The sequence below is a fragment of the Nocardioides guangzhouensis genome (assembly GCF_004519545.1).
Taxonomy (GTDB): Bacteria; Actinomycetota; Actinomycetes; order Propionibacteriales; family Nocardioidaceae; genus Nocardioides; species Nocardioides guangzhouensis.
The window spans coordinates 1-21,151 of the sequence record NZ_SDKM01000030.1; the positions used below are offsets into that span (position 1 = coordinate 1).

18 protein-coding genes are annotated in these 21,151 nt (G+C 71.9%); 8 read left to right on the plus strand and 10 right to left on the minus strand.

What is annotated here, in order from left to right; all coding sequences use genetic code 11:
* Positions 1 to 279 precede the first annotated feature (279 nt).
* On the minus strand, positions 280 to 921 hold the full coding sequence (locus tag EKO23_RS18130) for a maleylpyruvate isomerase N-terminal domain-containing protein (RefSeq protein ID WP_134719539.1): 642 nt from the start codon (positions 919 to 921) through the stop codon (positions 280 to 282).
* 294 nt (positions 922 to 1,215) lie between these two features.
* Between EKO23_RS18130 and EKO23_RS18135 the strand changes: the two genes are divergently transcribed.
* Entirely contained in the window at positions 1,216 to 2,322 is a 1,107-nt protein-coding gene (locus EKO23_RS18135) for a glycosyltransferase family 2 protein (RefSeq protein WP_134719540.1), read from the plus strand.
* A 63-nt stretch (positions 2,323 to 2,385) separates the two neighbouring features.
* Here the strand turns inward: EKO23_RS18135 and EKO23_RS18140 are convergent, their stop codons facing one another.
* From EKO23_RS18140 to EKO23_RS18150, 3 genes are all read right to left on the minus strand, one after another.
* Complete coding sequence (locus EKO23_RS18140; RefSeq protein ID WP_134719541.1) at positions 2,386 to 3,789, minus strand: amidase; 1,404 nt, start codon at positions 3,787 to 3,789, stop codon at positions 2,386 to 2,388.
* Between the two features lie 29 nt (positions 3,790 to 3,818).
* Positions 3,819 to 8,678 (minus strand): NAD-glutamate dehydrogenase, encoded by a 4,860-nt coding sequence (locus tag EKO23_RS18145; RefSeq protein WP_134719542.1) that lies wholly within the window; start codon positions 8,676 to 8,678, stop codon positions 3,819 to 3,821.
* A gap of 88 nt (positions 8,679 to 8,766) precedes the next feature.
* Positions 8,767 to 9,585: a tryptophan 2,3-dioxygenase gene (locus EKO23_RS18150; RefSeq protein WP_134719543.1), complete on the minus strand. Its 819-nt coding sequence runs from the start codon at positions 9,583 to 9,585 to the stop codon at positions 8,767 to 8,769.
* Positions 9,586 to 9,632: 47 nt separating this feature from the next.
* Between EKO23_RS18150 and EKO23_RS18155 the strand changes: the two genes are divergently transcribed.
* The 4 genes from EKO23_RS18155 (at position 9,633) to EKO23_RS18170 (ending at position 12,062) form a co-directional block, all read left to right on the plus strand.
* Positions 9,633 to 10,112 (plus strand): DUF2505 domain-containing protein, encoded by a 480-nt coding sequence (locus EKO23_RS18155; protein WP_167880547.1) that lies wholly within the window; start codon positions 9,633 to 9,635, stop codon positions 10,110 to 10,112.
* Entirely contained in the window at positions 10,109 to 10,600 is a 492-nt protein-coding gene (locus EKO23_RS18160; RefSeq protein ID WP_134719545.1) for a DUF2505 domain-containing protein, read from the plus strand. Before EKO23_RS18155 ends, EKO23_RS18160 begins: the two co-directional genes overlap by 4 nt.
* Before the next feature lie 81 nt (positions 10,601 to 10,681).
* Positions 10,682 to 11,056, plus strand: a complete 375-nt coding sequence (locus EKO23_RS18165; protein WP_217702691.1) for an RNA polymerase sigma factor — start codon at positions 10,682 to 10,684, stop codon at positions 11,054 to 11,056.
* Positions 11,057 to 11,060: 4 nt separating this feature from the next.
* The gene (locus EKO23_RS18170) at positions 11,061 to 12,062 is read left to right on the plus strand and encodes a hypothetical protein (protein ID WP_134719546.1); all 1,002 of its coding nucleotides are present in this window, start codon (positions 11,061 to 11,063) and stop codon (positions 12,060 to 12,062) included.
* A gap of 99 nt (positions 12,063 to 12,161) precedes the next feature.
* Here EKO23_RS18170 and EKO23_RS18175 read toward each other — a convergent pair whose 3' ends face one another.
* Positions 12,162 to 13,298 carry an epoxide hydrolase family protein gene (locus tag EKO23_RS18175; RefSeq protein WP_134719547.1) on the minus strand — a complete coding sequence of 379 codons (1,137 nt, stop codon included), beginning with the start codon at positions 13,296 to 13,298 and terminating at the stop codon, positions 12,162 to 12,164.
* 116 nt (positions 13,299 to 13,414) lie between these two features.
* On the opposite strand from EKO23_RS18175, the gene EKO23_RS18180 reads away from it, so the two are divergent.
* The gene (locus tag EKO23_RS18180) at positions 13,415 to 14,356 is read left to right on the plus strand and encodes a helix-turn-helix transcriptional regulator (protein WP_134719548.1); all 942 of its coding nucleotides are present in this window, start codon (positions 13,415 to 13,417) and stop codon (positions 14,354 to 14,356) included.
* Positions 14,357 to 14,387: 31 nt separating this feature from the next.
* Here EKO23_RS18180 and EKO23_RS18185 read toward each other — a convergent pair whose 3' ends face one another.
* The 4 genes from EKO23_RS18185 to EKO23_RS18200 are packed head-to-tail and all read right to left on the minus strand — an operon-like array spanning position 14,388 to position 18,035.
* Positions 14,388 to 14,573 (minus strand): hypothetical protein, encoded by a 186-nt coding sequence (locus EKO23_RS18185; RefSeq protein WP_134719549.1) that lies wholly within the window; start codon positions 14,571 to 14,573, stop codon positions 14,388 to 14,390.
* A 3-nt stretch (positions 14,574 to 14,576) separates the two neighbouring features.
* The gene (pruA, locus tag EKO23_RS18190) at positions 14,577 to 16,241 is read right to left on the minus strand and encodes an L-glutamate gamma-semialdehyde dehydrogenase (RefSeq protein WP_134719550.1); all 1,665 of its coding nucleotides are present in this window, start codon (positions 16,239 to 16,241) and stop codon (positions 14,577 to 14,579) included.
* Positions 16,242 to 16,251: 10 nt separating this feature from the next.
* Complete coding sequence (locus EKO23_RS18195) at positions 16,252 to 16,599, minus strand: DUF6912 family protein (protein ID WP_134719551.1); 348 nt, start codon at positions 16,597 to 16,599, stop codon at positions 16,252 to 16,254.
* A complete protein-coding gene (locus EKO23_RS18200) occupies positions 16,596 to 18,035 on the minus strand; it encodes a WS/DGAT/MGAT family O-acyltransferase (protein ID WP_134719552.1) in 1,440 nt (479 codons plus the stop codon). Before EKO23_RS18200 ends, EKO23_RS18195 begins: the two co-directional genes overlap by 4 nt.
* Positions 18,036 to 18,173: 138 nt before the next feature.
* Here EKO23_RS18200 and EKO23_RS18205 point away from each other — a divergent pair, with 138 nt between their 5' ends.
* Positions 18,174 to 18,626: a hypothetical protein gene (locus EKO23_RS18205; protein WP_134719553.1), complete on the plus strand. Its 453-nt coding sequence runs from the start codon at positions 18,174 to 18,176 to the stop codon at positions 18,624 to 18,626.
* Between the two features lies 1 nt (position 18,627).
* Positions 18,628 to 19,950, plus strand: a complete 1,323-nt coding sequence (locus EKO23_RS18210; RefSeq protein ID WP_134719554.1) for a hypothetical protein — start codon at positions 18,628 to 18,630, stop codon at positions 19,948 to 19,950.
* Here the strand turns inward: EKO23_RS18210 and EKO23_RS18215 are convergent.
* Positions 19,913 to 21,151 (minus strand): CpaE/TadZ family protein, encoded by a 1,239-nt coding sequence (locus EKO23_RS18215; RefSeq protein WP_134719555.1) that lies wholly within the window; start codon positions 21,149 to 21,151, stop codon positions 19,913 to 19,915. The two genes, EKO23_RS18210 and EKO23_RS18215, sit on opposite strands and share 38 nt — an antisense overlap.

Consider the following 21,151-nt stretch of genomic DNA (forward strand, 5'->3'; position numbering starts at 1 on the left):
CCGGTCTTGCTGGCCGAGGTGCCCGGTCTCGCTGGGCGAGGTGCCCGGTCTTGCGGCCGGCGCCTCACGATTCCCCGGCCGCCCGGTGGATCAGTGGGTGGTCAGGCGTTTCGATGCCTGACCACCCACTGATGTCCCTGACAGGTCCCGAGGTAGGACGCGAGCAGGCCGCGATTCGGGGCACCTCGGCGCGCAACTCGGGGCACCTCGGCCAGCAATTCGGGGCACGTCGGGCAGGCGTTTCGCACGGCTCGGGCCGTTATCTCGGACGGTTCGGCGTCAGGCGGGGAGGGGCTGGTCGTCGTCGCGAGGGCCGAACACCGGCACCCCGTCGAGCTGCTCGGCGGTGAGGGCGGGGCTGCCCCACGCCTGCATCTGGGCACGGGAACGGCGGGAGAACAGCGCCCGGAACAGCTCGTACGGCGTGACCACGGCCTCGGCGTCACCGCTCCCCCACACCTCGTCCCCGCAGCGGACCCGGGCGGGCGCCCCGGCGAGCCGGTAGGGGCCCACGGCCGCGAGCACCGGCTGCCACAGTGCCGCGTCGAGGACCGGCAGTCCGAGCGCCTCGTGCACGTCGGCCAGGTGGACGCTGATGTTCCAGACGATCGCGGGCCGCGGGTTGCCCTCGGTGGACGCGGCGACCGCGGCCTGCGTGGAGCGCAGTGAGGCGGCCAGCTCGCCCGGCGACCGGCCCTCGAGCTCGGCGACGTGCCGGGCGGTCCACTCCGACCCGGGCGCCCCGTCCATGCGGCCGGTGCTGGCGTCGGCAGCGCTTCCGGCCAGGTGGGCGATCACCTGGTGCACGGTCCACGCCGGTGTCGCCGGCACCACGCTCGCGAGCTGCTCGGGGGTGAGAGTCGCCGCCAGCCGGTCCACCTCGTCCAGGCACGCGTCGTACAGGTCGGCCATCTCGGTCATCGCGGCACCTCCCGCCAGGACGCTAGCTCTGTCCCCGTCCCCGCGGAACCGGGGAGGGCGGATCGGGGCACGCCGGCGCCCCTAGTACATTGCTGCGCATGCGCCGGAGCCTCGCGAGACGCCTTGCCCGTCTCACGGGTCGTGACATCCAGCCGATCGGGGCCGGCTGGTGGGTCCAGCCTTCCGCGAGGCGGCACATCCCTCGCGTCCAGGGCGCCCTGGCGCGCCACGGCGACGACGCGACTCCGGGGCAGGCACGTGCCCGGGGCTAGGCGGCGCGGGGACCGTCCCCTGGTGTGCACGGTCAGCACCGTCAAGGACTCGGCCGCGAACATCAAGGCGTTCGTGGAGGGCAACCTCGCTGCCGGCGCCGACCACCTGTTCGTGTTCCTGGAGGGGGCCGCGGAGGAGGTCGCCGAGGCGCACCAGTACCTCAAGGAGCACGAGTCCGTCACCGTCGTGCGCACGGGATCCCGGTACTGGAACCCGCGGCGGCCGGGTGACCTCAACAAGCGGCAGATGACCAACGCCACCCTGGTCAGCTGCGCCCTCGCGATCCTGCCGGCGGTGCACTGGGTCTTCCACATCGACGGTGACGAGCGGCTGGACATCGACAAGGAGCGCCTGCTCGCCCTTCCCCCGGACGTCCCGTGCGTGTCCCTCCGGACGCGCGAGGCGGTGAGCCGGCCGCACTGGGACGGTGAGGTCGACATCTTCAAGGAGCTCCTGGACGAGGACACCTTGTGCCTGCTCACGATGCTCGGGGTGATCGCCGAGCCCGCGAACACGGCGTACTTCAACGGCCACACGCACGGCAAGCCCGGGATGCGCCCGGCCCTCGACCGCTACCTGCGGATCCACCGGGTGCTCGACACCGACAAGCAGGAAGTGCCCGCCCACTCCTCCGACGACTTCCACGTCCTCCACTACGAGTCTTTCTCGGCGGAGGAGTTCATCCGGAAGTGGCAGAACCACACCACGAGCGGGACCCGGGCCAAGTTCTCGGGACGCCGGGACCAGCTCCGGGGAGCCATCAGCGCCGTCGTCACGAACCCGGCGCTGACCGACGCGGACAAGCGTGAGCTGCTCACCACGATCTACCGCCGCGAGGTCGAGGACGACCTGCCGACGCTGCAACGGCTGGGCCTGCTGGTCACACCCGACGCGTCCCACCATGCCTACGGACCTGCGGCCTTCGGCGCGGAGGATGCCGCGGCGCTGGCCCAGGTCATGGCCCGGCTCCGGACGGTCGACAAGCGCCACTTCGACCACAACGACCTGGGTCTGCACCCTCGCGACCTCTTCGCGCAGATGCGAAGCGAGCTCCGGCCCGACGAGGCCGCTCTCGCGGCCCGGCTGGACGCCTACTTCCGCACGGACCCCGGGCTCGGCAGCCGGTAGGACGCCCGCGTGGTCCGGGGCGTTGCGCAGGTCCGTGACCTCGATCGCCCCAGGGCGGGCAACCTACCGGGGTGCCTGCAGAGGCCAGGGATGCGCCGCTTCGAGCTGCGCGGCCAGCGAGAGCAGGGTGGTCTCGTCGTCGGTCCTCCCGACCAGCTGGACGGCGGTCGGCAGGCCGTCGGCGGCGATCCCACAGGGCACGGACGCGGCCGGGTTGCCGGTGACGTTCCAGAGCGCGGCGTAGCCGATCGCCGGCAGCGAGGCCAGCGACGAGCGCACGGTGCCCTTCCCCGTGATCACCCCGATCTTCGGGGGCCGGTGCGCGATCGTCGGAATGAGGAGCACGTCGCACTCGTCGAAGACCCGGTTCGCCTTCGCCGCCACCTTCTCCCCCTGCTTCAACGCCCACGACAGCACGCCGGGCCGCACCCAGGCGCCCATCCGGTAGCTCTGACGGGTCCGCCGCTCCAGCCGCTCGTAGTGCTCCATCGCGTCCGCCTCGGCCCGGATGCCAGCGAAGAACTGCGGCACGAACGCGAACGTGGTGTCCGGGTAGTGCGGGTCCACCTCGACGACCTCGTGGCCGAGGTCGGCGAGCCGGGTGGCCGCCTCCTGCAGGGTCGCGACGTGCACCGGGTCCGGCCGCACCCCGCGGGTCGGGCAGGTCGCGGACCAGCCGATCCGCAGCCGTCCGGGATCGCGCCCGGCGGCCTCGACGAACGACCCGGTCGGGCCGGCCCGGAACAGGTCGGTCTCCACGTTCCCGCGGATCACGTCGTAGACCATCGCGCTGTCCAGCACGCTGCGGGCCAGCGGCCCGGCGGTGCCCAGGGCCCACCAGAGGTGCTCGGTCGGTGCGGTGGTCACCCGGCCCCGCTGCGGCTTCAGCCCGAACAGGCCGCAGCACGCGGACGGGACCCGGATCGAGCCGCCGCCGTCACCTCCGAGCCCGACCGGGACCATGCCGGTGGCCACCGCGACCGCGGTGCCGCCGCTGGAGCCGCCGGGCGAGCGGCTCCGGTCCCAGGGGTTGTGGGTGAACCCGCGGGCCACCGACTCGGTGTACGGGAACGCGCCGAACTCCGGCATCGTGGTCTTGCCGACGACCACCGCGCCGGCCGCGCGGAGCCGGCGTACGACCTCGGCGTCGGCGGCCACCGGGGTGCTGTTCGCGACGCCGCCGTACGTCGTGACGCAGCCGGCGACGTCGATCTCCTCCTTGATCGCCACCGGTACGCCGTGCAAGGGCCCGGGCGTCTCGCCCGCGGCCAGCGCCCGGTCCCGGTCGGCGGCCTCGGCCAGCGCGGCGTCCCCGAGCACCACCGAGAACGCGTTGAGCTGCGCGTCGATCGCGGCGATCCGGGCCAGCGACGCCTCGACCGCGGCGACCGCGGTCAGCTCCCCGGTCGTGGTGAGCCGGACGGTGTCGGCGACCCCGAGCAGGGTGGGGTCGATCGTGTCAGCCATGACGGGAGGCTAGCGGTGAGCCGGCTGCGTCAGGAGAGCAGCCCGCGCACCACCCGCAGCCCGACCGACATCCGCGCCAGGTCGGCGTCGTCGTCCGCACAGATCTCCTCCAGGGTCTGAGCCGCACGGGTGACCACGACCTCGTCGCCGACCTCCCACGTGGCGATCCTGACCGGCGCCGGGTCCTCGGACGACGTGGCGGCCAGCACCTGCGAGGAGAGCGCGGTGTGCACGCCGTGCAGGTCGTCGCGCAACGCGGCCCGGGCCATGGTCTGCCAGCGGTCGTCGCGCGGCAGCGCCAGGATCCTGGACACCAGCAGCGGCAGCCCGAGCCGCTCGCCGAGCGCGAAGTGCACCCGGGCCACCTCGAGGGCGTCGAGGCCGTCGCGGGCCGCGGTCTCCACGATCCCGAGCACCATGTACGCCGGCGGCAGCACCGCCACCCGGGTCGCGAGGTCCTCCGGCACCGACTGCGCCACCAGCGCGTCGCGCCGCTCCTCGAACGCGAGCAGCTCCCGGCCGGTCATCAGCGACGGCAGCTCGTTCATCACCTTGCGGGCGGTCACGCCGAAGAAGTCGACGGTCGCCTCGCTGTCCAGCGGCGGGCGCCGGTTGGTGACCAGCCAGCGGGAGGCCCGCTCGACCAGCGTGCGCATCTCGATCCGCATCTTCGTCTGCACCGCGGCCGGCAGCTTGTTGTCGTACGACGCGAGCTCCTGGCGCAGCTCCAGCGAGCCGAAGATCTCCCGGGCCACGAAGTTCGCCCGGACCAGCTCCGCCGGCGAGGCCCCGGTCTCTCCGGCCAGCCGCGGCCAGAACGTCATGCCCGCGCCGTTGACGAGGTCGTTGACCACCTGGGTCACGATGATCTCGCGCCGCAGCTGGTGCCCCTCCATCTGGGAGCGGTAGCCCTGCCGCATCTGCGACGGGAAGTACGCGAACAGGTCGGTGCGCAGGAACGGGTCGTCCGGCAGGTCGGAGTCGAGCAGCTCGTCGGCGAGCACGATCTTGGTCCATGCCATCAGCACCGACAGCTCGGGGACCGTGAGGGACCCGCCCCGGTCGAGCCGACGGCGTACCTCCCGGGTCGTCGGCAGCGCCTCGAGCTCGCGGTTGATCACACCGTCGCGCTCGAGCTGCTTCATCCAGTCCTCGTGCACGTGCAGCAGCCCGGTGGCGTTGGCGGCGGCGTTGGCCAGGGCGAGGTTCTGCTCGTAGTTGTCGCGGAGCACCAGCTCGCCGACCTCGTCGGTCATCGACGCCAGCAGCTGGTTGCGCTGCTTGGCGGTGAGGTCGCCGTCGGTGACGACCCGGTCCAGCAGGATCTTGATGTTCACCTCGTGGTCGGAGGTGTCCACGCCGGCCGAGTTGTCGATGAAGTCGGTGTTGATCCGGCCGCCCTCGGCGGCGTACTCGATCCGGCCGCGCTGCGTGAACCCGAGGTTGCCGCCCTCGCCCACGCACTGCACCCGCAGGTCCTCGCCGTTGACCCGGATCGCGTCGTTGGCCTTGTCCCCGGCCTCCGCCTGGCTCTCCCCGCGCGACTTCACGTAGGTGCCGATGCCGCCGTTCCAGAGCAGGTCGACGGGCGCCAGCAGGATCGCCTTCATCAGCTCGGCCGGGGTCATCGAGGTGATCGACGCGTCGATGTCGAGCGCCTCGGCGACCTGCGGCGTGATCGGGATCGACTTCAGGCCGCGGGAGAAGATGCCGCCGCCCTCGGAGATCAGGCCCTTGTCGTAGTCCTGCCACGACGAGCGGGGCAGGTCGAAGAGCCGCCGGCGCTCGGCGTACGACGACGCGGCGTCGGGCGTCGGGTCGAGGAAGATGTCGCGGTGGTCGAACGCGGCCACCAGCCGGGTGTGCTCGGAGCACAGCAGCCCGTTGCCGAAGACGTCTCCGGACATGTCGCCGATGCCCACGCAGGTGTGGTCCTCGGCCTGGCAGTCGATGCCCATCTCTCGGAAGTGGCGCTGCACCGACACCCAGGCGCCGCGGGCGGTGATGCCCATCGCCTTGTGGTCGTAGCCGACCGACCCACCGGAGGCGAACGCGTCGCCGAGCCAGAAGCCGTAGTCCTGGGCCACGCCGTTGGCGATGTCGGAGAACGTCGCGGTGCCCTTGTCGGCGGCGACCACGAGGTAGGAGTCGTCGCCGTCGTGGCGGACCACGTCCTTCGGCGGCACCGTCCGGCCGTCGCGCAGGTTGTCGGTGATGTCGAGCAGGCCGGAGATGAAGGTCTTGTAGCACTCGATGCCCTCGGCCAGCCACGCGTCGCGGTTGGACGGGTCGGGCAGGTTCTTGGCGAAGAAGCCGCCCTTCGACCCGACCGGGACGATGACGGTGTTCTTGACCATCTGCGCCTTGACCAGGCCCAGCACCTCGGTGCGGAAGTCGTCACGGCGGTCGGACCAGCGCAGGCCGCCGCGGGCCACCGGGCCGAACCGCAGGTGCACGCCCTCGACCCGCGGGGAGTAGACGAAGATCTCGTACTTCGGCCGCGGTTCGGGGAGCTCCGGGATCGCGGACGGCTCCAGCTTGAACGAGATGTAGGGCTTGGTGCCGCCGTCGGCGGAGGTCTGGAAGTAGTTGGTGCGCAGCGTGGCCCGGATGTGGGTCAGGTAGGAACGCAGGATGCGGTCGTGGTCGAGGCTGGCCACGTCGTCGAGCGCCCGACCGAGCCGTTCCTCGATCTCGCGGACCTTGCCGAGCCTCGCGTCCGCGTCGGACGCGAGGTTGTCGCGGCCGGGTGCGTACCGCGCCTCGAACAGCTGCACCAGCAGCCGGGTGATGTCGACGTTGTTGCGGAGCGCGTGCTCGATGTAGTCCTGCGCGAACGGCGTGCCGCCCTGGCGCATGTACTTGGCGTACGCCCGCAGCACGGTCGCCTGGCGCCAGGTCAGCCCGGCCGCGAGCACCAGCGCGTTGAACCCGTCGATCTCGTTGTGGCCGTCCCAGACCGCCAGCAGCGCGTCCTGGAACAGCTCGCGTGCTCCGGACGGCAGGGCGCGGCCGTAGCGCAGCCCGAACTCGTAGATGTACGACGGTCGCGGCAGGTCCTCGAGCTGGTAGGGCCGCTCGTCGACGACCTCGACCCCCATCGAGCTGAGCATCGGCAGCACCTGGCTCAGCGACAGCGGCGAGCCGATCCGGAACACCTTGAGGCGGGCCTCGCCGCGGCCGGCGTCCATCTGCTCGTACATCGACAGGTCGATCCCGTCGCCCCCGCTGATCGACTCCAGCCGCCCGAGGTCGACCGAGCCGGTGCGTGCGGAGAAGTCCTCCTTGTAGGCCTCCGGGAAGGAGTTGACGTACATCCGGCCGAGCCGCGAGCCGGCCTCCTCGCCGTACTCCGAGGTGACCGCCGCGGTGAAGTCGTCCTGCCAGGAGCGGGCCGCGTCGACCAGCCGCCGCTCGAGGTCCGGGACGTCGACGTCGCCGAGCAGCTCGCCCTTGGGCGGGCGCACCACGAAGTGCAGGCGGGCCATGTTGGACTCGCTGACCCGCGCGGTGAACTCGACCGACTCGCCGCCCAGCCGCTCCTTGAGGATCGCGGCGATGCGCTCGCGGACCGTCGTGTTGTAGCGGTCGCGCGGGAGGTAGACCAGGCACGAGAGGTAGCGGCCGTAGGTGTCGCGGCGCACGAAAAGCCGGAGCTGGCGCCGCTCGCGGGTGTACATGACGGCCTCGGCGATCGGTGCCAGCTCCTCGACCGGAGTCTGGAACAGCTCGTCGCGCGGGTAGTTCTCGAGCGTGTCCATCAGCGCCTTGCCGGCGTGGCTGTGCGGGTCGAAGCCGACCCTGGCCATCACGTCGGCCGCCTTCTCCCGCAGCATCGGGATCCGGTTGACGGACTCGGTGTACGCCGCGCTGGAGAACAGGCCGAGGAACCGGCGCTCGCCGACCACCTCGCCGCTCTCGTCGAACTGCTTCACCCCGACGTAGTCGAGGTACGCGGGCCGGTGGACCGTGGCCCGGGAGTTCGCCTTGGCCAGCACCAGCAGCTTCTTCTCGCGGGCCTTCGCCTTGACCAGCTCGGGCAGCTTGCCGAACGACGCCGACATGTCCTGGTCGGCGCGGAGGATGCCGAGCCCGGTACCGGGGATCGCGCGCAGCACCTCGTCGTCGCCCTGCCTCTCGAGGCGGTACTCGCGGCAGCCGAGGAAGGTGAAGTGGTCGTCGGCCAGCCACTCGAGCAGGGCCCGCCCCTGCTCGATCTCCTCCACCGGCAGCGGCGGCGGGCTGGTGGCGAGCTCGTCGACGATGTGACGGATCGCCGCGTGCATGCGCTGCCAGTCCTCGACCGCCTCGCGCACGTCGCGCAGGACGTTCTGCAGGGACGCCTCGATCGCGGTGACGTCCTCGTGCTCGGGGATCCGGTCGATCTCGACGTGCATCCAGGACTCGCGGATCACCGCCTCGTCGGTCTCGGCGACGGTGTCGTCGGCGGCGCGGACGTCCTCCAGACCACCGGTGATGTCGCGGCGCACCTCGAACTGCGGGTGCACGATCACGTGGATGTTGCGCTGCTGCGCGGCCAGCTCCATCGTGATCGAGTCGACCAGGAACGGCATGTCGTCGGTGACCACCTCGACCACCGAGTGCGCGTTGGCGGACCAGCCGTGCTCGGCGACGGTGGGTGTGAACACCCGGACCTGGGCGGTGCCCTGCGGGCGGTTCGCGGCGAGCTTGTAGTGGTGCGCCAGCGCGCCGTAGAGGTCGACCTCGGAGCGGTCGCAGACGTCCTCGGGGGCGACGTGGCGGTAGTAGGCCTTGAGGAGGCCGGGCACCACCTCGGCGGGGGGCCCGCCGGTGCCCTTGCGATGCACGGCCAGCTCGATGGCCTTCGCGATCAGCTCGGACTTGCTGTCATCGAGGGTGTTCGACACAACCCGACACTATGACCGCCGATGTGACCCCGACAACTCGGGCCCGGGCGGGTCGCGCACGGGGTCCGGACCGGCCGCCCCGGGGACCTCAGAGCAGCGAGCGCAGCTCCCACAGCAAGGGGTAGTAGCGCAGCGGCAACCGACTGGCCAGGTAGGCCGCGCCGGAGGACCCCCCGGTGCCGGTCTTGGAGCCGATCATCCGCTCCACCATGACCACGTGACGGGCCCGCCAGGCGGCCGCCAGCTCGTCGTGCTGGAGCAGCGCCTCGGCCAGCGCCCACACCTCGGGGTACGACGACCGGTCGTGCGCCGCGGTGCGCAGGCTGGCGCGGATCTCGTCGTCGTCCGCGGCCGCGAGTCCCTGGTCGACGAGCACGCCACGGAAGGCGTCCCACAGCGTCGGCTCCTCCAGCCGCATGGCCAGCCGGGCCTTCTCGGCGTCGGTCAGCCCGCGGAACCGGTCGACGTACGACGGGTCCTTGGCGCCGGAGAGGAACTCCAGCTCGCGGAACTGGACCGACTGGAAGCCGGAGGCCGGGGCGAGCCGCTGCCGGAACTCGAGGAAGTCCTGCGGGGTCATCGTCTCCAGCACGTCGATCTGCTGGACCAGCACCCGCTCGATCACGTGCATCCGGTTCAGCAGGTGCTGTGCCCACCACAGCCTGCCGTCGTGCATCGCCTGTCGGGCGTTGGTGGCCTCGTGCAGGAGCTGCTGGAACCACAGCTCGTAGACCTGGTGGATGGTGATGAACAGCAGCTCGTCGTGGGCCGGCGGGTCCGACTCGAGGTGCTGCGCGTCGAGCAGCTGCCCGAGACGCAGGTATGACCCGTAGGTCAGCTGCGCGCCCTGCTCGCCGAAGTGCAGGTCCGGTGCCGCCGTGTCGCCGTGGCTGTTCGTCTCTCCCATGGCCCGGACATTAGCCACCCCTCCGGGCATCGGCCATGATGACCGCCATGAAGCGCATCTCCCACGACCTGACCTATCCCGGGGCGACCGCCGACCAGGTCTCCGCGATGCTGATGACGCCCGCGTTCCGGGAGGCGGTCTGCGATGCGCAGCGCGACATGGTGCGCCGTACCGTCACCGTCGACGGGACCGCGGTGACCGTCGACCAGACCCAGTCCGGCGACCGGATCCCGGGCTTCGCCAGGACGTTCGTCGGCGACGAGATCCGCATCGTGCAGCAGGAGTCGTGGGGCAGCCCCACCCGAGGCGACATCGACGTCAGCATCCCCGGCAAGCCCGGGCAGATCAGCGGCACCGCGACCGTCGAGGAGGACGGCTCCGGCGTCGTCGAGCGCGTCGTCCTCGAGATCACCGTCGGGATCCCCCTCGTGGGTGGCAAGATCGAGGGACTGGTGGGAGACAAGCTGCTGAAGTCCCTGAGGACCGAGAACGAGGTCGGTCGGCGCTGGCTGGAGGAGCACGCATGAGCCTGAAGTTCCACAAGGAGATCCGTTTCGAGGCACCGCTCGAGCAGGTCTACGCGATGCTGGGCGACGCGGCGTTCCGCGAGAAGGTCGCCGCCGAGGCGGGAGCCGACTCCTACGACGTCTCGGTCACCCCGAACGGCCCCGACGGCTTCGCCGCGGTGGTCGAGACCCAGCAGTCCTCCCGGGACCTGCCCGGGTTGGCCCGCAAGTTCCTCGGCGACGAGTACACCATCCGCCAGGAGGAGACCTGGGCCGAGCCGGACGAGGGCGCCCTCGACATCACGATCCCGGGCACCCCGGGCGTGATCGGCGGCATCGTCTCCCTGCGGTCCGAGGGCGACGCCACGGTCCAGACCGTCGACACCGACATCCACGTCGGCATCCCGCTGATCGGCGGCAAGGTCGAGAAGCTGATCGGTCAGGTGCTGGGCAACCTGCTCAAGCTGCAGGGCCGGGTCGGCAACGACTGGCTCGCCGGCGGCCGCTGACCCCTCCCGACGGATCTGGCCAACTGGTCCAGAACCCCGGCACGTGTGTCAACCTGAGACGCGGTCGAACGACTCTCGGGCATGACGAGCTCCGTGCCGGAGGAGATGCTGCCGATGGGTGGTGAGGGGCGTGCCGACGGCGGGTGCGGGACGGCGACGCCGGCGACCCGTGTCGAGCTCGTCGACGTGCTGTTCCGCCGTCACTACGCCGCGCTCCTCCGTCTCGGTGTCGTCATGCTGGGCAGTCGCGAGGCCGCCGAGGACGCCGTCCAGGACGCCTTCGTCTCCCTGCACCGCCAGTGGTCCTCACTGCGAGACCCGGAGGCCGCCGAGGCGTACCTCCGTTCCGCGGTGCTCAACCGCTGCCGGTCGTGGGTACGGCGACGATCAGCGAGGGGTCGGTCAAGGCCCACACCCATCGCGGATTGCAGGCCCTGCAGCAGCGGATCGAGGTGACCCGATGAGCAGCATCGAAGAGCGACTCGCGCGGGACATCGCGGCAGTGACACGAGGTGTCGTGGTGACCGAGCAAGACCTGAGGAATGCAAGCAACGCCGTGGACGAGCGGCTCGACACGCAGCGGAGGCTCGGCCGTCGCCGTACCCTCGCCGCCGTCGCGGCTGCCGCGGTGGTGCTCCCGATCGTGGGGGTCGGCGTCTACCGGACGCTGGGCGACGACAGGTCGGCCCCGCCGGCGGGTCCCGCGCCGGCGCCGTCGCCCTCCGTCGACGTGAACGCGGACTTCCTCGCAGGGGACGCGCCGACGCCCGACCTCCTCCAGGGGGTCTGGCGAGTGGACGACGGCGTCGTCCACCTGCGGTTCTCGGCCCCCGACTACGTTGCGTCCGACGACCGGGGTCGCCTGTTCGACGACCCGGCCGTCGAGGGCAGGTACGAGATCGAGGGCGACCTGGTCACGGTGCACGTCTCCGGGGGACGCGCCGGCTGTGCCGGACAGACCTTCGCCATGCGCGCCTCCCTCCCGGAGCCCGGCTTCGCGCACGTCGTGCACACCCAGCCGGGAACGGGCAGCTGCTCCCAGATGCGGGACGCGCGGTGGGTCCTGGAGCAGGTCGCGCCGTCGAAGGGCCTGGAGGACCTCGGTTTCTCCGCTGAGCCCGGCTGGGGGCCGGCGACGGGCCTGCCGGGGTCCCTGTACGGCGTCTGGGTGGCCGAACGTGGTGGGCACGTGCTGGAGATCGACCCCGACGGCTCCTACTCCGTGATCGACGAGTCCGGTGAGCCGGTCGACCGTGGCCAGTGGTCGCTGCGCGGCAGGGGCCTCACGCTGACCAGCTCCGCGGACTCCAGCGCCTGCAGCGCGGGAGACCGCCTCGTCTGGAGCGGGCTGGAGCAGGTCGACCCCGGCACCACCGGCATGCGCGGGACGGTGGCGGAGAACACCTGCGCGGCCGCCTGGGCGGACAAGACGTGGGTCCTGGTCCCCCACGAGGGCAGCTGACTCCAGCGGCCAGGTCGTGCGCGCCGAGTGGCCAGCGCTTGCGCAAGACCTGGCCACTGGTCCCGCAAGGGCTGGCCGCTCGGCGGTGCTGCGTCGTGGTCAGCGGCTTCCGGCGAAGAACGACCGGAGGTCGGCGACCACGTCCTCGGGCACCTCGAGCGACGCATAGTGGCCGCCGCGCGGGAGCTCCGACCAGTGCTCGATGTTCGCGTTGTCCCGCTCGGCGAAGGCCCGGATGGTCTGGAAGTCGTCCTTGAAGACAGCCACCCCGATCCGGCCCTGGCTGACCACGGGCTCGGCGCCGGCGTGCTGCTCCTCGTAGTGGTAGCGCGCCGCCGTCGCGTAGGTGTTCGTGAGCCAGTACAGGGTGGCCTGCGCCAGCACCTGGTCCGGCGACACCAGGCTGGTGCCGTTGCCGAAGCTCTCGAACAGCTCGCTGTAGGCGAGCACCGCCACCGGGGAGTCGGCGAGCCCGGCCGCCACCGTCTGCGGGCGGGTGCCGTTCATCGCGTTGTAGCCGCCGACGCTCTGGAACCACTGGAGGTGGGCGAGCGCGGCGTACTCCTTCTCCCCGAAGCCGTCCATCTCGCCGGGCGCGCCGGTGGGGAACGAGAACAGCTGCAGCACGTGGGCGCCGAGGAAGCCCTCGGGGTCCAGCACGGCGAGCTCCCGCGAGACCAGCGCGCCGCCGTCGCTCCCGTGCGTGCCGTAGCCGTCGTAGCCGAGCCGGCGCATCAGCGCGTCGTACGTCCGCGCCACCCGGGCCATCGTCCACGGACCGTCCGCGACCGGCGTCGAGAAGCCGAAGCCGGGCATCGACGGCACCACGACGTGGAACGCGTCCTCCTCGCGGCCGCCGTGGGCGACCGGGTTCGTCAGCGGCTCGATCATGTCGAGGAAGTCGAGGACCGATCCGGGATAGGTGTGCGCGAGCAGCAGCGGCCGGGCGCCCTCGACCTCGGAGCGGACGTGCAGGAAGTGGACGGTCTGGCCCTCGATCTCCGTCAGGTGGTTCGGGAAGGCGTCGAGCCGGGCCTCGACCTCGCGCCAGTCGAGCTGCTTCCAGCGCTCGACCATGTCGCGCAGGTAGGACTGCGGCGTCCCGTAGTCCCAGGAGTCGCCGGGCGCGGCCGGCGCGAAGCGGGTGCGCTCGAGCCGCTCGCGCAGGTCGTCGAGGTCGGCCTGGGGGAAGTGCGGGTGGAAGGGACGGATCTCGGTGGTGGTCGCGGTGGTCATCGTGTGCTCCTCGTTCGGTGTGACCTGGTACGTCGACGGTAGGAGGAGTGCCGGAAGGACAACTTCCGGTATTCTGAACGGTCAGACAGCTTCCTCGATCCGTGTTCGGAGGCGGCATGCGCGAGACCTCGGCCCGGATGCTGGCCCTCCTCGGCCTGCTGCAGTCCCGGCCCGACTGGTCCGCGGCCGAGCTCGCGGAACGTTTCGGCGTGACCGACCGGACCGTGCGCAACGACGTGACCCGCCTCCGCGAGCTCGGCTACCCGGTCGACGCCGGTCGCGGTCCCGGGGGCCGCTACCGTCTCGGCGTCGGCGCCAAGCTGCCACCGCTGCTCCTCGACGAGGACGAGGCGGTCGCGGTCGTGGTCGGCCTGCGCGCCGCGACCGGCATCGGCGGGTTCGAGGAGTCGGGCGGCCGGGCGCTCACCAAGCTCGAGCAGGTGCTGCCCGACCACCTGCGCCAGCGGCTGACCGCGCTGCGCCAGGCGACCAGCGCCGGACCGGTCAACACCGAGTCCAACGTCGAGGACCCGGTGGTCGACGCCGAGGTGCTCAACGAGATCGCGGCGGCCATCCGCGACCACCGGGGTCTGCGTGCGTTCTACGGGGAGGACCGCTGCGAGGTCGAGCCCTACCACCTGGTGGGCTGGCAGCGGCGGTGGTACCTCGTCGGCCGGGACCCGGCCTCCGGCGCCTGGGCGCCGTACCGCGTCGACTGGCTGCACCTCCGTGTCCCCGGCGGACGCCGGTTCACCCCACTGCCGTTCCCGGGCGACCTCACGGCGTTCGTGGTCCGCGAGGTCGCGCGCACCGGCTGGGCCGTCCACGCCCGGATCCGCGTCCACGCCCCGGCAGACGAGGTGCTGGACCGGATCAACCCCGCGGTCGGCACGGTCGAGGCGGTCTCCGACACCGAGTCGGTCCTGGTCACCGGCGGCGACAGCCTCGAGGTCGTCGCGGTCTGGATCGGGATGCTGGGACTGGACTTCTCGGTGGACGAGCCGGCCGCGCTCCGCGACCACCTGCGGACGCTGGCCCGGCGCTACGACCGCGCCTGACCCGCACCAGCGGCCAGTTCTTGCCTCTCGGCTACTCCTTGTCCAGCGGCGGGTCCGGGTCGACCGCGGCGGCGGCCCGCTCGTCGGCCAGGTCCTGTCGCCGGCGGAACCAGACGACCACGCACAGCACCACGAACGGACCGAACGCGATCGCCAGCACCAGCAGCTGCTCGAACGGGTGCAGCCCGCCGAGGTGCAGCGGGAGCGGAACAGGCACGGGCTACTCGGACGGTGTGAGGTCGCCGCTCCCCGAGCCGGTGTCCATGTACGGGTAGCGGTGGTCCTTCGGCGGGACGAAGGTCTCCTTGATCGACCGGGGCGAGGTCCAGCGCAGCAGGTTGACCGCGGCGCCGGCCTTGTCGTTGGTGCCGGACGCGCGGGCGCCGCCGAACGGCTGCTGCCCGACGACCGCGCCGGTCGGCTTGTCGTTGATGTAGAAGTTGCCGGCCGCGAACCGCAGCTCCTGGCGCGCCCAGGCGATCGCCTGCCGGTCCTGGGCGATGATCGCGCCGGTCAGGGCGTACGGCGCGAACGACTCCATCTGCCCCACGACTGATCCGAAGTCGGCGTCGTCGTAGACGTAGACCGCGAGGATCGGGCCGAAGTACTCGGTGGAGAACATCTGGTCGGTCGGGTCCGTCGACTCCACGACGGTCGGGCGGACGAAGTAGCCGACCGAGTCGTCGAGCTGGCCACCGGCCACGATCGAGAGGTTCTTGTTGCGCTTGGCGCGGGTGATCGCGGACTTGTGCTTTGCGAACGCCCGGTCGTCGATGACCGCGCCCATGAAGTTGGACAGGTCGGTGACGTCGCCCATGGCGAGGCCGTCGACGTCGGCGAGGAAGCGGTCCTTCATCTTCCGCCACACCGACTTCGCGACGTACGCCCGCGACGCGGCGGAGCACTTCTGGCCCTGGAACTCGAACGCACCGCGCAGCAGCGCCACCCGGGTCACGTCCGGGTCGGCCGAGGGGTGCGCGACCACGAAGTCCTTGCCGCCGGTCTCGCCGACGATGCGGGGGTAGGAGCGGTACTTCGCGATGTTCTGGCCGACGGTGCTCCACAGGTGCTGGAAGGTCGGGGTGGAGCCGGTGAAGTGGATGCCGGCCAGGTCGGGGTGCGCCAGCGCGACCTTGGACACGTCGAGGCCGTCACCGGGGAGCATGTTGATGACGCCGGGCGGCATGCCGGCCTCCTCCAGCAGCTCCATGGTCAGGTGCGCGGCGAGCTGCTGGGTCGGCGACGGCTTCCAGATCACCGTGTTGCCCATCAGCGCCGGCGCCGTCGGCAGGTTGCCCGCGATCGCGGTGAAGTTGAACGGCGTGATCGCGTAGACGAAGCCCTCGAGCGGCCGGTGGTCGGTGCGGTTCCAGATGCCCGGGCTGTTCGCGATCGGCTGGTCGGTGAGGATCTGCTTGGCGTAGTGGACGTTGAACCGCCAGAAGTCGATCAGCTCGCACGCGGAGTCGATCTCGGCCTGGAACGCGGTCTTCGACTGGCCCAGCATCGTGGCCGCGTTGATCCGCTGCCGCCACGGTCCGGCCAGCAGGTCCGCGGCCTTGAGCAGGACCGCGCAGCGCTCGTCGAAGGCCAGCGAACGCCAGGCCGGCGCCGCCTCGGTCGCGGCCGCGACCGCTTCCTTCGCGTCCGCCACCGTGCTGTTCTTGAGCACCCCGAGCACGTGCTGGTGGTCGTGCGGCTGGACCACCTGGATCTCGGCGCCGCCGCCCATCTTCTTCGCGCCACCGATGGTGCCGGTGAGGTCGTGCTGCGTGGCTTCGAGCTTCTCGATCTCCGTCACCAGCGCGGCCCGCTCGGGGCTGCCCGGGGCATAGGTCAGGTTCGGCTCGTTGACCGGAGCCGGAGGAAAGGTGATCGCGTCCATGCGGCCGAGACTAGCGACCGGACCGCCCGTCGAGCAGGTCGGGGATCTCCTGGGTCGCGAACCAGGCCAGGTCGGCCTCCGGGTCGGGGTCGTCCTCGGTGTCCGCGTGCACCGACACCCAGCGCTTGCGAGGCAGGTCACCGTCCGTGTCGGCGACCTCCGCGACCAGCACCACCCGGCGCCCCGGGCCGTCGAGGAGCAGCGCCGCATCGTCCGCGGCCGCCATCAGCGCGTCGTACTCCGCCTCCTCGTCGTCCCCCGGCGCGACCAGCCGCTCGTCGGCGGCGGGCACCCGCCCCGCCTCGACGTACGCCGCGAGCCGGTCGAGGGTGGTGGGGACGTAGACCCGGGTGCTCACTTCTTCACCGGCTTCCGGCGCCCACGAGGCGCCCGCGGCCGGGACTCGCTGGAGCTGTCGACGAGCTCCTCGAGCGCCTCGGTCACACACTGGCCGAGCAGCTGTACGTCGGGCAGCGCGTCGCGGTCGGCGGTCAGGCCGTAGTAGACCCCGCCGTCGTACGACGTGATGCCGATCGCCAGCGCCTGGCCCGGCAGCAGCGGCTGCACCGGATAGGTCTCGAGCATCCGCGCCCCGGCGGCGTACAGCGGGAACTGCGGGCCGGGCACGTTGGTCACCGCGACGTGGAAGCCGCGGCGCACCTCGTCGGCGGCGACCCGGGTGCCCAGCGCGTGGAACGTGGTCGGCGCGAAGCCCGCGATGCCGGCCAGCCGGTTGGCAGCCACCGCACGGCCGGTCTCGCTGTGCGCCTGGAACGCGTAGGAGACCTGGTGCAGCCGGACCACCGGGCTGGCCTCGCCGATCGGGAGCGCCACCAGGTGGCCGGTGATCTGGGTTCCCAGCGAGGTCGCCTCGAGGTCGTCGTCGATCACCGACATCGGCACCATCGCCTTGAGCTGCCTCATCCCCGACGACGGCGTGCCGCGCGCCATCAGCCAGGCCCGGAGCGCGCCGGTGACCGTGGCCAGGACGACGTCGTTGACCGAGCCGCCGTGCACGGCCCGGACCCGGCGGTAGTCCTCGAGGTCGGTGCGCACGGTCACGAACCGGCGCTGCTCGGACAGGTGGGCCGACAGCGGCGACTCGGGGTGGGGGCGGCGGTTGGCCAGCGCGTTGACCACCTGGCCTACCCGGTCCCGGGTCGCGGACGCACCGCGAAGCAGCGACTCGGCGCGGCTGCGCGTGGTCGCGGCCAGGGTGTGCGGGTCGCGGACGCTCTCGACCACCGCGTCGACGGCCAGCCCGGTTGCCGTCGGCGGGCGGCGCGGCATCCAGTCGTCGGCGTCGAGGTCCTTGGCCTGGGGCGTGGTGTCGAGGAGCACCTGCCCGAGGTCGACGGTCTCGACCCCGTCGACGAGGACCTGGTGCGACTTCGACAGGATCGCGACCCGGCCCTCGGAGAGGCCCTCGATGAAGTAGACCTCCCACAGCGGGCGGCTCAGGTCGAGCGGCCGCGACATGATCCGGCCCACCAGCTCGCGCAGCTGCTCGATGGTGCCGGGCCGGGGCAGCCCGGACCGGCGTACGTGGAAGCTCAGGTCGAAGCGCGCGTCGTCCACCCACACGGGGTTGGCGATCCGGCCCGGGACCTGCTGGATCCGCTGCCGGTAGCGCGGGACGAACGCGATCCGGTCCGCGATCAGCTCGGTCAGGCGCGCGTAGTCGAACCCGGAGTCGCCCGGGTCGAAGACCTCCAGGGTCGCGTTGTGCATCGGGGCCGAGGAGGACTCGCTGGCCAGGAACGCCAGGTCCCGCGGCCGCAGCCGCTCACTCATGCTCACTCCTGTGTCCGCGACCGGTCGTCGAGCGCTCCCACGACCACCGTCCGGCCCCGGTGGTCATCTCCTTGCCCTGCATGGGATTCTGGCAGAGACCCGGCCCGGGTGCGGGTGGGTCCCCGTCTCGATCGAACCGTGTCCGAGGAGTACGTCGTGCCGCGTCGCCGCAGGTGGGTCGCCCCCGCCGCTGCCCTGATCGTCCTGACCGGAGCGCTGCTCGCCGGTTGTGCGAGCGCGGAGGACGACTCCTCCCCCGCCGACCCGGCGACCTCGCAGGAGTCGACGCCGACCGACGGTGGCACCGGCTCGCCGAGCGCCGAGCCCCAGGGCACCGTGGTGGACATCACGTTCTCCGGCGACTCGGTGACGCCCAACGGCGAGCGGATCGACGCCGAGGTGGGCGAGCCGCTGACGCTGGACATCACCGCGGACAAGCCCGGCGAGCTGCACGTGCACTCCACCCCGGAGCAGGAGGTCGCCTACGACGCCGGCACCTCCACCCACCAGGTGACCTTCGACCAGCCGGGGATCGTGGACATCGAGTCGCACCACCTCGACAAGGTCGTGGTCCAGGTCGAGGTCCGCTGACTTGAGGTTGTTCGCGCACGGGATCGGCGGGGCCAAGGACCTCCCTATCCCCGCCGAGTACGCCATCGCCGGCGCCTGCGCCGCCCTGGCCGTCTCCTTCACCGTCCTCGCCCTCGCCTGGCGCACCCCGCGCTTCAACACCGGCGACCGACGGCCGCGCCCGGCGCCCGGCTGGGTGGCCGACATGGTCGACGGGCCCTGGTTCGCGCCGCTGCTGCGGGTGCTCGGCTTCGCGTTCTTCCTGTACGTCGCGGCCGCGGCCGTGTTCGGCAAGGACCTGCTGATCAACCCGTTCTTCGGGGTGTTCTTCGTCCTGCTCTGGGTCGGCATCGTCCCGATGTCGCTGTTCTTCGGCCCGTTCTACAAGGCGATCAGCCCGGTCCGCACGATCAACCTGCTGCTCGCGAAGCTCTCCGGGTCCGATCCGGAGGTCGGGCTGCGCGACTACCCCCGGTGGCTCGGCCACTGGCCGGCGGCCGTCGGCCTGTTCGCGTTCGTCTGGTTCGAGCTCGTGTACCCCTTCAGCACCGAGCTCGGGCCCGCCCGCCTGTGGTGCGCGGCGTACGTCGGGGTGATGTTGATCGGTGGTGCCGTGTTCGGCAACCGGTTCTTCGAGAACGCCGACCCGTTCGAGGTGTACTCCACGCTGGTCTCGCGGCTCTCGGTCTGGGGCCGCGACGGCGACGGGAACCTCGTCGTGCGCTCTCCGCTCGCCAACCTCGACCTCACCCCGGTCCGACCCGGCCTGCTGGCGGTCTGCTCGGTGCTGCTGGGCAGCACGGCGTTCGACTCGTTCAAGGACTCCTCGACCTGGCTGACGACCATCCAGTCGACCGACATCGACACCGACTGGCTGAACCTCGCCGCCCTCCTGGGCTTCGTGCTCGCGGTCGGGATCCTGTTCGGCGCGGCCACGATGATGACCGGCATCCACGACGACCACCACCGGCTCAGCCTGCCCGGGCAGTTCGCGCACTCGCTGGTGCCGATCATCGTGGGCTACGTCGTGGCCCACTACCTCAGCTACCTCGTCGAGGTGGGCCAGCAGACCGTGATCTACCTCAGCGACCCGTTCAGCACCGGCGCCAACTTGCTCGGCACCGGCAACCGGGCGGTGAACTACTGGCTGTCCAACCACCCGACCTTCCTGGCGCTGACCAAGGTCGGCGGCGTGATCACCGGTCACGTGGTCGCGGTGATCGCGGCGCACGACCGGGCGGTCAAGCTGCTGCCGAAGCGGCACCAGCTGACCGGTCAGCTCTCGCTGCTGGTGGTGATGGTGGGCTTCACGATCGGCGGGCTCTACCTGCTGTTCGGCGCCTGAGCAGCCCCCGCTTCGTCGGGGTCGCGGAGCGCGGCACGAGGTCGTCGACCAGCCGACCGAACGCCCGGGTCAGGGCCGACTCGCCGCCCTCGGCCAGGGTGCGGCCGGCCACCATCGCCCGGTCCACCGCGGCCCGGTCCTCGGGCAGGAAGTGCAGGGCGGCGACGGAGCCGAAGTCGCGGACCATGCTGGCCACCTCCGCCTCGGCCCAGCCGAGCGAGGCGCGCATCCGGTTGACCACGACGACCGCCGGCCGACCACCGGCGTGCTCGGCCAGCTCGACCAGGGCCCGGGCCAGCCGGGAGAGGCCGACCGGGTCCGCGCTGCCGACGACGACGACGGTGTCCGCGGCCGCCAGCGCCTCGAGGGTCATCGCATTGCGGCCGGCCCGTCCGGCGTACGCGTCGGTGGGGTCGTGCTCGAGGGTGAAGCCGGTGTCGACGAGCACGTCGCCCTGACGGCGGCCGAGCCCGAGGACCGCGTCGACGGTGCCTTCACGGACCTCGACCCAGCGGTCGGGACGCGGCAGCCCGGTGACCACGCGGAGGCCCGCGACCCGGCGCTGCAGCCCGAGGAACCGGCCTGGCAGCTCGGTCTCCGGTGCCAGCCGGGCGCAGGCGAGCAGCCCGGCCACCTCGTCGAGGACGCCGAGGTGCTGGCCGACCGCGCCGCCCCACGGGTCGGCGTCCACGACCAGCGGGTCGACGCCGCGGCGGGCGAGCTCGCCCGCGATGCCCAGCGTGACCGTCGTACGGCCGGGTGCGCCGCCGGGTCCCCAGACGGCGACGACCTGGCCGGTGCCCCGGGCGGCCAGCGGGCCGGTGCGGGTCGGCTCGTCGTCCCCGCCGGGCCCGGCGGCGACGAGCACCGCGTCCGGGAGGCGGTCGAGGCTGCCGACGTCGACGGTCGTGACCGGTCCGAGCCGGGCCACCCGGGCTGCCGCATCGTCGGTGCCGGCGACGACGGTCACCGACGCCACCGCGTGCCTGCGCAGGTGGTCGACCGCCGCCGGGTCGAGCCCGGGTGCGTCGAGCGACAGCACCGCCACCTGGGCCTGGCCGGTCGCCGCGGTCGCCATCAGGTCGGTGACGTCGACGCACCGCTTGAGCACCACGATGCCCGGATGGCTGCCCAGCGCGGCCAGGGCCGCCGACTCCCAGCCCGCGCCGGCCGCGACGACCAGGACCCCCGTCCTCTCCAC

Coding starts and splice junctions, on each gene's coding strand:
- EKO23_RS18130 (WP_134719539.1), bottom strand. CDS start 921: ATGACCGAGATGGCCGACCTGTACGACGCGTGCCTGGACGAGGTGGAC.
- EKO23_RS18140 (WP_134719541.1), bottom strand. CDS start 3,789: ATGGCTGACACGATCGACCCCACCCTGCTCGGGGTCGCCGACACCGTC.
- EKO23_RS18150 (WP_134719543.1), bottom strand. CDS start 9,585: ATGGGAGAGACGAACAGCCACGGCGACACGGCGGCACCGGACCTGCAC.
- EKO23_RS18155 (WP_167880547.1), top strand. CDS start 9,633: ATGAAGCGCATCTCCCACGACCTGACCTATCCCGGGGCGACCGCCGAC.
- EKO23_RS18160 (WP_134719545.1), top strand. CDS start 10,109: ATGAGCCTGAAGTTCCACAAGGAGATCCGTTTCGAGGCACCGCTCGAG.
- EKO23_RS18165 (WP_217702691.1), top strand. CDS start 10,682: ATGACGAGCTCCGTGCCGGAGGAGATGCTGCCGATGGGTGGTGAGGGG.
- EKO23_RS18170 (WP_134719546.1), top strand. CDS start 11,061: ATGAGCAGCATCGAAGAGCGACTCGCGCGGGACATCGCGGCAGTGACA.
- EKO23_RS18175 (WP_134719547.1), bottom strand. CDS start 13,298: ATGACCACCGCGACCACCACCGAGATCCGTCCCTTCCACCCGCACTTC.
- EKO23_RS18180 (WP_134719548.1), top strand. CDS start 13,415: ATGCGCGAGACCTCGGCCCGGATGCTGGCCCTCCTCGGCCTGCTGCAG.
- pruA (WP_134719550.1), bottom strand. CDS start 16,241: ATGGACGCGATCACCTTTCCTCCGGCTCCGGTCAACGAGCCGAACCTG.
- EKO23_RS18200 (WP_134719552.1), bottom strand. CDS start 18,035: ATGAGTGAGCGGCTGCGGCCGCGGGACCTGGCGTTCCTGGCCAGCGAG.